The 12,460-nt window shown below is 35.9% G+C and carries 14 protein-coding genes; 9 read left to right on the top strand and 5 right to left on the bottom strand.

Annotated elements, in window-relative coordinates; all coding sequences use genetic code 11:
* Positions 1-78: 78 nt before the first annotated feature.
* The 4 genes from VEU72_02300 to VEU72_02285 all read left to right on the top strand — a co-directional run bounded on the left by VEU72_02300 (position 79) and on the right by VEU72_02285 (position 3,767).
* On the top strand, positions 79-213 hold the full coding sequence (locus VEU72_02300; protein HYL65966.1) for a hypothetical protein: 135 nt from the start codon (positions 79-81) through the stop codon (positions 211-213).
* 40 nt (positions 214-253) lie between these two features.
* Positions 254-2,167, top strand: coding sequence for a 2-oxoacid:ferredoxin oxidoreductase subunit alpha (locus VEU72_02295; GenBank protein HYL65965.1), 1,914 nt, complete (start codon positions 254-256; stop codon positions 2,165-2,167).
* The gene (locus VEU72_02290; GenBank protein ID HYL65964.1) at positions 2,157-3,122 is read left to right on the top strand and encodes a 2-oxoacid:ferredoxin oxidoreductase subunit beta; all 966 of its coding nucleotides are present in this window, start codon (positions 2,157-2,159) and stop codon (positions 3,120-3,122) included. The genes VEU72_02295 and VEU72_02290 overlap by 11 nt, the downstream gene beginning before the upstream one ends.
* A gap of 210 nt (positions 3,123-3,332) precedes the next feature.
* On the top strand, positions 3,333-3,767 hold the full coding sequence (locus VEU72_02285) for a hypothetical protein (GenBank protein HYL65963.1): 435 nt from the start codon (positions 3,333-3,335) through the stop codon (positions 3,765-3,767).
* Here the strand turns inward: VEU72_02285 and VEU72_02280 are convergent.
* The 4 genes from VEU72_02280 to VEU72_02265 are packed head-to-tail and all read right to left on the bottom strand — an operon-like array spanning position 3,760 to position 6,783.
* Positions 3,760-4,290, bottom strand: a complete 531-nt coding sequence (locus tag VEU72_02280; GenBank protein ID HYL65962.1) for a hypothetical protein — start codon at positions 4,288-4,290, stop codon at positions 3,760-3,762. The genes VEU72_02285 and VEU72_02280 overlap by 8 nt on opposite strands.
* 34 nt (positions 4,291-4,324) lie before the next feature.
* Complete coding sequence (locus tag VEU72_02275; protein HYL65961.1) at positions 4,325-4,876, bottom strand: hypothetical protein; 552 nt, start codon at positions 4,874-4,876, stop codon at positions 4,325-4,327.
* Positions 4,877-4,920: 44 nt separating this feature from the next.
* Positions 4,921-5,691, bottom strand: a complete 771-nt coding sequence (locus tag VEU72_02270; GenBank protein HYL65960.1) for a coenzyme F420-0:L-glutamate ligase — start codon at positions 5,689-5,691, stop codon at positions 4,921-4,923.
* Between the two features lie 42 nt (positions 5,692-5,733).
* Positions 5,734-6,783, bottom strand: a complete 1,050-nt coding sequence (locus tag VEU72_02265) for a hypothetical protein (protein ID HYL65959.1) — start codon at positions 6,781-6,783, stop codon at positions 5,734-5,736.
* 93 nt (positions 6,784-6,876) lie between these two features.
* Between VEU72_02265 and VEU72_02260 the strand changes: the two genes are divergently transcribed.
* A complete protein-coding gene (locus VEU72_02260; protein ID HYL65958.1) occupies positions 6,877-7,275 on the top strand; it encodes a hypothetical protein in 399 nt (132 codons plus the stop codon).
* A gap of 51 nt (positions 7,276-7,326) precedes the next feature.
* Here the strand turns inward: VEU72_02260 and VEU72_02255 are convergent, their stop codons facing one another.
* Positions 7,327-8,619: a PQQ-dependent sugar dehydrogenase gene (locus VEU72_02255; GenBank protein HYL65957.1), complete on the bottom strand. Its 1,293-nt coding sequence runs from the start codon at positions 8,617-8,619 to the stop codon at positions 7,327-7,329.
* A 149-nt stretch (positions 8,620-8,768) separates the two neighbouring features.
* On the opposite strand from VEU72_02255, the gene VEU72_02250 reads away from it, so the two are divergent.
* The 4 genes from VEU72_02250 to leuC all read left to right on the top strand — a co-directional run bounded on the left by VEU72_02250 (position 8,769) and on the right by leuC (position 12,459).
* The gene (locus VEU72_02250) at positions 8,769-10,046 is read left to right on the top strand and encodes a 3-isopropylmalate dehydratase large subunit (protein ID HYL65956.1); all 1,278 of its coding nucleotides are present in this window, start codon (positions 8,769-8,771) and stop codon (positions 10,044-10,046) included.
* On the top strand, positions 10,043-10,525 hold the full coding sequence (gene leuD, locus VEU72_02245; GenBank protein ID HYL65955.1) for a 3-isopropylmalate dehydratase small subunit: 483 nt from the start codon (positions 10,043-10,045) through the stop codon (positions 10,523-10,525). Before VEU72_02250 ends, leuD begins: the two co-directional genes overlap by 4 nt.
* An 89-nt stretch (positions 10,526-10,614) precedes the next feature.
* Complete coding sequence (locus tag VEU72_02240; protein HYL65954.1) at positions 10,615-10,986, top strand: hypothetical protein; 372 nt, start codon at positions 10,615-10,617, stop codon at positions 10,984-10,986.
* 57 nt (positions 10,987-11,043) lie between these two features.
* Positions 11,044-12,459 carry a 3-isopropylmalate dehydratase large subunit gene (leuC, locus tag VEU72_02235; protein HYL65953.1) on the top strand — a complete coding sequence of 472 codons (1,416 nt, stop codon included), beginning with the start codon at positions 11,044-11,046 and terminating at the stop codon, positions 12,457-12,459.
* Position 12,460: the final 1 nt, after the last annotated feature.

The raw sequence follows: 12,460 nt of genomic DNA, 5'->3' as shown, positions 1-12,460 counted from the left end.
TTTGATTATGATACAAAAATGGTTTAAGATCATTTCTATAACAACTCATTTATAATAAAATGTGGTAGTAATACCAATTTGAAACACAAGGATGAGTTTGCAATTTGTGTCCAGTGTGCAAACCCAATAGAGAAATGTATTTGTGTTTGTCCTTTTTGTGGAGAGCGTGATAAGTGTGAGTGTGCACTTGGCGATGCAGCTACTGGTGGATGATCATAGCATTGTTAATATTTGATTAATGTCTAGGTTTGATATGTCCTCTATAGATCTAACATGGGTTATAGGTGGTCCTCAAGGAGGAGGTGTAGAAACTGCAGCGAACATTTTTGCAGGTGCATGTGCAGCATCTGGTTTGAAAATATTTGGAAAACGTGAATATTATTCTAATATCAAAGGTGAGCATAGTTATTTTGGAGTTCGAGTTTCAGATAAAACAATTCGTTCTAATGTAAACGGTGTAACAATGCTTGCAGCATTTGATGCTGAAACAATATTTCGACACGCAGATGATGTTTTCAATGATGGTGCCATAGTTTACGAGTCTGATCTTGCACCAATGAAAATAGAAGAAGTCTCTACACTAGATCACGACTTCAAGAAAAGACTAGTAAAATATCTAACATCAAAAAACAAGTCATTAACTATACTGGGAGCATTGGATGCAGCAAAAGAGCGCGGGGTTCAGCTTTATCCTGTCTCATTTAAGACTATTTTATCCAATCTGGCAGACGAAATGCAAAATCCAAAGCTTAGGGGCATGTTTAGAATGCTTAATGTTCTTGCTGTTTCGGTATCACTTGGAATTTTGAGTCTACCTTCTGATACTTTACTCAAATCAGTTGAGTCTATTTTTTCAAAAAAATCCCAGATTGCAGAGATGAACAAGCACGCAGCAAACTATGCGTATAACTTTGCAACCGCAAAATATCCAAAATACAAGTATCAACTCTCATCAATCCAAAAGGAACCAGATACAATCATGCTTCAAGGTTTTCAATCAACAGGTCTTGGCAAGATAGCAAGCGGTTGCAGATTCCAATCATATTATCCTATTACTCCTGCTTCCGATGAAAGTGTATTTATGGAATCAAATGAGACCTTTGATGTAAAAAACAACAGACCAGGTTCCACAATGATCGTACAAACAGAAGATGAAATTTCTGCAATTGGGATGACAATTGGTGCAGCACTTACTGGAACACGCGCTGCAACATGTACATCAGGTCCAGGATTTTCCTTAATGTCTGAAGCTCTTGGATGGGCTGGAATAAACGAAGTGCCAATTGTAGTGACACTATACCAAAGAAGCGGACCATCAACAGGTCTACCAACAAGACATGGTCAGGATGATTTACAATCTGCAATACATGCAGGGCATGGAGATTTTCCAAGAATTGTTTATGCCTCGGGGGATATGGAAGAAGGATTCTATGATACTGCAAAATGTTTCAATTTTGCAGAAACTTTTCAGATGCCGGTTATACATCTGATGGACAAATTCATTGCAAGTACAGTTGCAACCGTAAAAAGATTTGATCCAAAAAAGATTACAATTGAACGTGGCAAGCTTTTAGAAAAAATTGAATCAGAAGATTACAAAAGATTTGCTTCCTCTCCTGACGGACTATCACCACGCTCAAGACTTGGACTGGAAAAGGGAATGTTTTGGAACACTGGTGATGAGAGTGATGAATATGGTCATATATCAGAAGATCCTGAAAACAGAATTTTCAAGATGGACAAGCGTGCTACAAAGCTAGAGTTTGCTCTAAAAACGATACCAAAGGAAGACCAAGCTACAAACTATGGTGTTTCAGAATTCTGTATAATAAGTTGGGGTTCCACCAAAGGACCAATTTTAGATGCAATTGATATGCTAAAAAAAGAAGGACTTGCAATAGGCTTTATCCAGATCAAGTTATTACAGCCATTTCCAACTGATTACATCAAATCTTTGATAAAAGGATCAAAAACAATCATAGACATAGAGTCAAACCACACTGCACAGCTTGGCTCTTTACTAAACGAACACTTGGATCAAAAAGTCGATTATTATATCGTAAAATATACTGGAAGATCAATGACTTGTACTGAAATTTATGATTCATTAAAAAAAATATTACAAGACAAGGCAGAAAAAAGACAGGTGTTAACATATGGTGTCTAATTTATCAGATTACAAGACAGAGGTCCACAATGACTGGTGCCCTGGGTGTGGAGACTTCGGGATTGTAAATGCAATACAAATGGCACTAGCAGAAATGGAAGTTCCAAGAGACAAGGCTGCTATTTTTTCAGGAGTTGGTTGTTCAGGAAAAACATCTCATTTTGTAAATGTCTATGGAATACATACTTTGCATGGACGAGTCATGACATTTGCACAGGGTGCCAAGCTTGCAAATCCTGAGATGACAATTATTGCAGCAGGAGGAGATGGGGATGGATTGGGAATTGGAGCTGGACACTTTGTTGCAGCTGGCAGAAGAAATGTTGACATGACATACATCATCTTCAATAATGGAGTGTATGGCTTGACAAAAGGACAAGCCTCTCCAACTTTGAAGCTAGGGTTGAAAACAAAATCACTTCCGGAACCTAATGTTAACCAAGCTGTAAATCCAATAGCACTTGCAATTGCCAGCGGCTTTACATTTGTTGCACGAGGATATGCTTATGATGTAAGACAACTAAAAGATTTGATTATTGCTGCAGTAAAACATAGAGGATTGGCATTTTTGGATGTCCTTCAACCATGTCCAACATACAACGACATCAACACAAGAGATTGGTTTTCAGGAATGGATAATATCAACGAGATGACAAAAAAACCACAGTCAAGAATATACAAGCTTGAAGACACAAACTATGATCCTATTGTGCATATTGATTCACAAGAAGAAGAAAATGAAAAGCTGACGCAGGCATTAATCAAATCAAATGAATGGTGTGAAAAAATACCAACAGGCATATTCTATCAAAATGAGCTTATTGCTCCATATGATCAAAGAATTGCGGACAGGATTCCAAACTATCTTGAGAATCCTCCATCTGCTCAGGAAATTACATCTAACGGTAAACCAATCACAGACATCTCAAAAATGTTGGACTCACTACAAATCTAAAAATTATTCAATCTGGACAAAAAAATCAAAGACTTGATTACTTCAGGAAAATTTTTCTAGAAACCATCAGTAAATTTTTATTTTTTTATATTTTATTATGAATGGTACTGTAGACAATCTAGGTATGTTTAGTCGCACTACACAAGGGAGATAGTAGGCATCAAGAACGAAATAAGTTATTAGCATGTTGAGTTTGAGAGTATTTTATCGTTGAATATATCAGAAGTAAACAAGGTATTTCGAAAATCTATAATCAAGGGCTACTTTGAGCCAAGTCTTCTGAATCTTGATTTCAAAAAATCAAACATCAAGCATCCAACAATTCATGACGAAGGTCTTATGCAATCACATCTATTGCATCTTTTTTTTGATATTGATACAGGTGGTGACTATCCTGATGGAGACGAGTGGTTCATGGCAGAATATCTTTTCCCTTATAATATAAAAATTCCAGACACAATGAAAGGAACAGATTATTTTAGTACAATGTCAGTTGGGGAAGGAAAAAACTTTTGGCGTCATAGAGAAATGATCCGTTACAAATATGGCAAATCAAAAAAACTAGAAGAAGCCCTCGAATTTTTGGAAAAAAAATACCAAGAACTACAATCTATGTTAGAACCATTAGAAAAAGAAATCAAGTAAGTTTCCATTCATTTTTTGAAAAAACATATGTCGTATCATTTGAATCTGAAGTATGTACATTCCACTTTCCTATTGTCTCATCAAATTCATAAATCACATCACTGATATTTTGAGGAATTTTTCTTGGATCAAGCTGGAACGGAAGAAGCTCCAAAACAAAATCTATTTTATCAATTGCATTGTTAAACCAAGTGTTCTCCTGTAAATCCACGACAAAATTTATGTTTGGATTGCCAACAAATCGAATGAAAGTTTGCAGTGTCCGTCCGTTTCCCCTACGTCTTTTTAGCTCTTTTAGTAATCCTTTTGTTTTGTCCCATCTTGCATTTCCAAACCATTTGAAAAATGCTTCATTGAATTCCAATGGAAAAGCGATATCTAACATAGTAGTATAGTCTTCGTATTGTTGGGGAATGGGATGTTCTTCTACTCTAAACATGCCATTTAACAACCCATAAAGTACTTCCAGTTCCCAAGGTGAAATCCCATAATATTTTAGTGATGCTACAAGCTTGGAATTCATTATTTTTATTAATGAAAAAATCTAATTAAAGGTTCTAGATTGTAAGCAGGTATTTTATAAGATAAATAGATCCGATTGTCCCAATTACAAATACCATTGGCTTCCAAGCAAAGACTGGAAAACTAGGCGTCTTGAGTTGGATTTTATAATTATCAAAAACAGTCTGTACGTATTTCTTTATTCTTTCATTCCAGATCTTGTATTCTATTTGGTGTTTTTTTAGTAGCATCTCAACTTCATAAAAGACTGGAGTTCTTTGGCAAAACAGGTGCTGCAAATAATCTCTTGAGACCTCAACTTCTGCCTGAATGGCAACTAATCCCTTTTTCATCTCAAGTAGTCTTACATGCATCTCCCATGGTTTTTTCAATTTTAATGAAAGACCATGTCCTATCTGCAATGGCTGTTTGTGTTCAAATTTGACATGGGTAAAGCCTTCATGTGAAAATATCTTCAATAACTCATCAACACTATTCTTGACAACTATAGTTAGCTGTTCTACACCCTTCTTGTCTACTGATATCTTTTCTCTCTTACCGTTAAGTAGGGATACCGTCTTTGGATATTTAGTCAGAAACTCTACCATCATAGCTCCACCTCCATCTGACCTCTATTAAAAGTATGACTGTTCTAGTTTTTCGTTCCTAGTCCACGAACGTAGACACACTGGTCATATGAGATGGTCATCTCATGCTGGCTTATTTTCCTATCTGTTATTTGTGCCTCTGAGTTTTTTATTATGCAAAATGGGATGGCATCAGAGCCCTCACCCATCTTGAGATTTGCTATTGATGAAAGGTTATCAGCTACTGCCTGAAATGTAACTTTAAGCGGATTTCCAAAAAGATCTTTTTGACCCCGTATGTCAGATAATGGTTCTATTCCTGTACATGCAATGGCAACACCAACTGTACCAACTCTTGCAGGCATTAACCTACTGTCTATAATTATAACACCAACATGTATCGAATATTTTAAGAAAATTTTTCGTCGCAGTTGTTCTGCAACACGATATGCATCTATGGGATACAGAATTATCTTTCCTTTTTGTGCATTTGATTTGTCAATTCCTGCATTTGGGGCCATGATGTTATCAGATGATGTAATTACAAATCCAGGTACGCCGCCAAAAATAGTATCAGATTCTCGCAGTATGATTTCTGCAATCTTGGGATTGATTTGAAATTTTTTACCAAGGGATCTGGATTCCTCAGATGGGACAACATATTCATAATCAATAACCCTATCTTGAGAATTTGCAACAAACTTGCTTGAAATTATGATTACGTCTCCATTTTCCACCATGATCTTGGTTCTTTGCAAAGAACTAATCAAGGATTCAAAGAGATCAAAGGCTTCTGTTTTTACCTCTGATTTTATAGGATAAACAGAAAGAGACATGATGCGATTTATTCACCTTTACTTTTTAGCGTTTTGCAATGCCTATTGAATATCTTTCCTTGTCTTTTTCATAACAAAGATTATGCTACCAACAACTCCAGCTGTACCAATAGCTATTGTGATTGCAACATTATTCCAAGTTGAACTATGTGAAGGTATAGGTTGTGAGATGATCTGTTGTGGTGTATAAGATAAGCTATTCTGTTCAGCATCATTTACGATAGTATGAGTTTGTACAGTTGTTGATTCAGACGACCTTGTATTGTTTTCAATCATCCCAGAACTTGGTTTTTCAATATTATTCTGAGAAATATTCACTTGTTGAAGAACATTTGACGTATGATCTGGACCAGAGCCACCAGTTTGATGTGGAAGCTTTCCTATGATGGCCAATGCTTGTCTTATCTGTTCATCATTCCACCCAAGTGCCCTGAGTTTATTTTCAAATTCTGCACCGTTAATCACTCCACTCTGATATTCCTTTATTACAATATTGCCGTTCTCAGCAACCGGTGGTGGAATTGATGGAGATCCAGGAGTGACAGTAAACTGGACAGTTTTTGCAGTATATCTTTGTTCCAAATTAGTTTCAAGTAACCAAACAAATCTGATTTGATATGTACCTGTTGGTTCGTCTTTTGTATTACATAACGTAGAGTATCTTTGTATTATCTTTCCATTTAGAATAACATCGCAGATAGAATTTTCGTAACCATTAAGAAAGATAGGATTTGGATTATTTGTACTAAATAATGTAAATGTTATAGTTCTGTTTTCAAAGTTTTGTTTCAATGCGTCATCATATGTATAAATTGGAAAACAATCTTCTCCTTCACAATGACTCTGTACTGTCGCTCCAAATGGTTTTGAGAATGGTAGGTAGATGTAAAGATCAGGATACGGATACGTTTCCTTTGAAATATCAGGAAGATGTGATACTGTAATAGTAATCATTGTGCCAGGTGGACCTGATGAAGGAGTAATTGTAACATATGGACTACCCAATGTGCTGAGATCTGTTGTAGCCCATGCGGAACAATAAAGTGGAATTACGATCAATACAGATAATCCAAGTAAAATTGATTTTCTCAAACACACGAAGATCACATCTATAATTAATAAAATTTAGGACTAAATCATCAGAATGATTGTTATCTTTTTGTAATACTAAATTAATTTAATATCGTGGGATTATTCGCCAAAAAAGAAGAATTTTGTACTATATGCAACAAGGGTATTTTTCATAAACATAAACCAAAGCGTAATTGGAATGTTGAAGGTCCACTATGTGCCGATTGTTATGTGGATGTAATGAAAAAACACTATGAAAAAACTGATGAAAACAAATGTGTTGTATGTGGTGCAAAACCAGGATCATTTAGCTTGTGGAAATCAAAAAAGGAATGGGATGTAAAAGGCTGGCTTTGCAAAACTTGTTTTGATGAAAAGGAAAAGTCAGACAACGAATCAAAGAAACTATGTAGTATATGTGGTACCAAACTTGGTTTTATCAGTTACAGCCCAAAAAAAGAATGGGGCATAAAGGGGTATATGTGCAAAATTTGTTGGAATTCAAAAAATTAAGATTACAAATGATGATAAAACCAAAATACTTTATTTTGAATTATTTTTAAATTATTTCTTGTCTTTTCTTATGTATATGGCAGCAATAACCACTGCAGGCACAATTAGGAAATAAAGCAGATATTGCATAAAGTTATTCGACATAAAATTTTGTGTTGTTGAATTAGGAATTATCCTGTAGATTGCACCATCTGATAATGAAACAATATACAATAGACCATCTGGCCCTGCAATGACATCACTCATGCATCCAAATCCTGTACCGAATATTATCTCATCCATGGAGTCACCCCAGCCTACAACTTTATCAGCTAGTTGAGGTGATTTGAAAACAAAACCATCTCTGTTATCATTTAATTGAAATCTGTATAAATTACCATTGTTACAATCTCCGACAAACACACTGTTTTTATATTTTTCAAATTGCGGAGAATTAACAAATGCTATTCCTGTTGGCGCAACCGTTTTCATCCAAGTGAATTGTGGATCATGATAAGTATATCCTGGATAGTTTGGAAGTTGTGCTAATGTAGTTTTATTTGTAGACCCCGTGATAATACCCCATCCAGTAAGGTCACTCCCTCCTTTAGGCTTGTAAAGTGTGGTTTTATTTGCAGGACCTTGGATGATATCCCAGCCGCTGTTAAAGTTTGGTGGTACAATGTTAACCTCATCGCCAAAGTCAGGACCGTTTTCTGTATCCCAAAGTTTTCCAGTTACAGGATCAACGGTTAAACCAAAACTGTTTCTAATACCAATTGCATAATACGGTCCAGTAGGAGCAACACGCCAAATAACACCCGTATCATTTGGTTCACCAATTGGCTGATTCTGCAGTTTTCCATATTGTCCAGCATCTCCAAGAACAATGTATACAGAGCCATTCAGATCAGTAGTCATGGCTCCGCCATTATGGTAGGTTTGTGTCTGTGGAAAATTCTTTACAAGGGTTTTATGTATAAGCGCACTTCCATTCCAATCATAGCTATAAATCCTCTTCCCTAATGGCGGTCCTCCATTGAATGAAGATTGTGTAAAGTAAAGATATACCTTAGTTCCAACATTAGTGATTCCAAGCATTCCTTGTTCTCCTATGCTTGTGACATTTTCATGAAGTATTGGTCCTTGTTGTACGCCATCTCGTATAAGAGTAACATTGCCTGAAGTTTTTTCTAACACTAGGATATTGTTTTTGTCTACAAAACCCATTGTGGTTGGACTACAACAAATGTCTGAAACATATTTTTGAACTACAAAATCATTGTCTTTTATGCTAGGTTGAGAATATGCAGATAAAATTATGCAGGAAGATAATACAAAAATCAAAAATAACCAGAATTTCACTAATCACACTCTAAATCACTACTTATTAAATTTCAAGAAACAAAGTTCTTCATTAAATCGTTTGCGATATTCATCATGATGTATATGACAAAATCTAACTCATTTTCTTCTGCAAACCTTTTAATTTCAAAAAAGCCCAGTTCAATCGAATGGGAATGAACATAACAGAAAAGATACTTGCCAGAGCATCTGGAAAGACCAGTTTAGCTCCTGATGATGTCGTTTTTGTCAACGTAGACAAGGTAATGATTCATGATGTTTCTGGACCTGGAGTGATAGCAGTATTTGAAAAATTGAAAAAACAGGGTATGAAGATAGACAAGCTCTGGGATCCATCAAAAGTCTGGGTTGCAGAGGATCATTTCGTTCCTTCTGCTGATAAGATATCTGCTCAAAATATCGTACTTCTTACAAATTTTACAAAAGAGTTTGGAATTTCAAAACACTTCAAGTATGGAATGGGTCAGTACGGAATATGTCATACGTTATCGCATGAAGAGGCAATGGTATTACCAGGTGAAGTCTATGTAGGGGGAGATTCACATACTAATACTACAGGTGCACTTGGTGCATTTGCAGCAGGTCTTGGTCATACAGATGTTGCCTATGTTTTGTTAAATGGAAAGATATGGTTCAAAATACCTCCAACAATTTACTTTAAGCTAAATGGCAAATTACCAAATCATGTAATGGCAAAAGATTTCATACTGAAAATTATTGGTGATATCGGTAATGATGGTGCTGCATACAAAACAATGCAATTTGGAGGTAGTGGGGTTTCTGAAATGTCAGTTGAAGAACGTCTTACTTTAACAAACATGACGACAGAAGCGGGAGCAAAAAGTGGAATCATAGAACCAGATAAAAAACTTAGAGATTATTTATCTACTAGAGGTGCAACAAAATACAAAGAAGTTCATGGAGACCAGGACGCACAATATGAAAAGTTATACGAATACGAAGCATCTGAACTTGAACCAACTGTTGCAAAACCATTCTCTCCAGAAAATATTTCAGTAGCACGGGATTTGTCCTCAATTGAGCTAGACAAAGCGTACATTGGTTCTTGTACTGGTGCCAAGCTTGAAGACCTAAGAGCAGTAGCAAAGATTCTCAAAGGAAGACATGTAAAAATTAGAACCGAGATCTTGCCAGCTGCAATTTCAATCTTCAAAAAGGCAATGGACGAAGGACTCCTTAAAATTTTTATGGATGCTGGAGTGATGATTGGTCCACCAACTTGTGGTGCTTGTTGTGGAGCGCACATGGGAGTCCTAGCAAAAGACGAGGTTTGCATCAGTACCACAAATCGTAATTTTCCAGGAAGAATGGGACATTTAGAATCAAAAACATATCTTGCATCACCGCTTGTTGCAGCAGCATCAGCTGTCACTGGAAAGATAACCGATCCGAGGGATTTGAAATGAAAGGTTCTGTAATAAAATATGAAAAAGACAACATCGATACGGATGTAATCCTTCCAGGTCCTTATCTTAAGATTCATGATTATAAGGAACTTGCAAAACACGCAATGGAAGGCTTGGATAAAGACTTTCACTCTAAAGTAAAAGAAGGTGATTTTATACTTGCAGGTCGCAATTTTGGGTGCGGTTCATCAAGAGAACATGCTCCAATAGCACTTTCGTATTCAGGAATAAAAGCAGTTCTGGCTTTGTCGTTTGCAAGAATATTTTACAGAAATGCAGTTGATGGTGCATTTTTGCTGCCAATAGAAATTGACGAAAATGCATACAAGGATATTTCACAAAGTGATACCCTGGAGATTGACATTACAAAAAATGAAATAAAAAATCTAACCAAAAGCAGGATTTATCCAATGAAGCCTTTTCCTGAATTAATTGGAAAGATTGTTGCTGCAGGTGGATTGTTCAATTACAAACCATAAAAGATGCTATTTCAAATTTTTCTTTGTTATTCTATATTCAAAAGATCAAGAAATACTATTTATGACGGATTTTTTTATCCATAAAGTAATTGACACAAAATTACATAAATACAGATACTGTCAAATTAACAGAAGTTTTAAAGCTAGATGATTCTATTAGATTTGTAGGGAAAATAAAAAATCGTAAACTGCATTCATTTGTGAGACGTGAAAACAAAACGCCTTTGCTTAATGAGGAATTGGATAATATGGCTCACTATCAAGCTTCGGTGAAGGCAAATATGGAAAATATGTTTGATAGTACTTTAGGCAAGACAAATTGGATGATTACCTCAAAAGAAAAAGTAAAACTTATCACACTTTTCTTAGACGATGGTTTATTAATATTCTCTACCGAATCTGAAGCAAATCATGATGAAATAATCAGAAAAATTCAAAGTTTGAATCTAAATTTCAGTTAATCAAGATCAAGATTTTTTATACCATTATATCTTGCGTCTGCAAAGAATCTCTGTATAATGTCAAGAACACTAGCTGAAAAGATTTGGAATTCTCATATCGTATTAGAGCAGGATAATGGACCTTCCCTACTTTATGTAGATAGGCATCTTATTCATGAAGTAACATCGCCGCAGGCTTTTGATGGATTGAGAATGAATAAACGAATGGTAAGAAGAACCGACCTCACATTTGCTACAATGGATCACAATGTTCCAACAACTGACAGGTCGTTACCAATTGTAGATCAGATCTCTTCAAGGCAAATCCAAGTATTGGAAAAAAACTGTAAAGATTTTGGAATTGAATTATTTGATATTCATAGTCCGAATCAAGGAATAGTACATGTTATTGGTCCAGAGCTTGGTATAACATTGCCTGGCACCACAATTGTTTGTGGAGACAGCCATACTTCTACACATGGCGCCTTTGGTGCATTAGCATTTGGGATAGGAACAAGTGATGTGGAACATGTCTTGGCTACTCAATGTATCTGGATGGAAAAACCGACAACTTTTGAGATCAAAATAGAAGGCAAGAGAAAAAACCCACATGCTGTTACTGCAAAAGATATCATACTTTCTATTATACGACAGATAGGAACAGCTGGCGGAACTGGCACAATAATAGAGTATAGAGGAGAAACAATATCAGATCTTACGATGGAACAAAGAATGACAATTTGTAACATGTCTATTGAAGCAGGTGCAAGAGCTGGTCTTATTGCTCCTGACGAAAAAACATTCGAGTTCTTACGAGGAAAGAAATATGTTCCAAAAAATTACGATGAACTTGTAGATTATTGGCATGAAAATCTAAAAAGTGATGCAGGAGCACATTTTGATAAAAGCTTTACATTACACGCTGACAAGATATCGCCACAAGTATCATGGGGAACAAATCCTGCAATGACTACTGATGTAACAGGAACTGTGCCGTTTCCAGAAGAGTATTCTAAAGGAAATCCTGATGAAGAAAAGGCAGCACATAAAGCATTACAATACATGGGTCTCAAGCCAGGAATGCAAATCACAGACATTTCACTTGATCGAATCTTCATAGGTTCTTGTACGAATTCAAGATTAGAAGATTTGATTGAAGCATCAAAAATAATCAAGGATAAGAAGATCTCATCAAAGGTACGTGCAATGGTTGTACCAGGTTCACAACTTGTTAAAAAACAGGCAGAACAATTAGGACTAGACAAAATTTTCAAGGATGCAGGATTTGAATGGAGAGAATCAGGTTGTAGTATGTGTCTGGGAATGAATCCTGACATCTTGACATCTGGAGAGAGATGTGCTAGCACATCAAATAGAAATTTTGAGGGAAGACAAGGTGCAGGTGGAAGAACTCATCTAGTCAGTCCTATTATGGCAGCAGCTGCTGCACTAGCAGGACATTTTATTGATGTAAGAGAATTGAATTTGAATTAAC

The organism is Nitrosopumilaceae archaeon, assembly GCA_035631875.1.
In the GTDB taxonomy this organism is placed as follows: Archaea; Thermoproteota; Nitrososphaeria; order Nitrososphaerales; family Nitrosopumilaceae; genus TA-20.
This window is presented reverse-complemented; position numbering and strand designations above follow the sequence as displayed.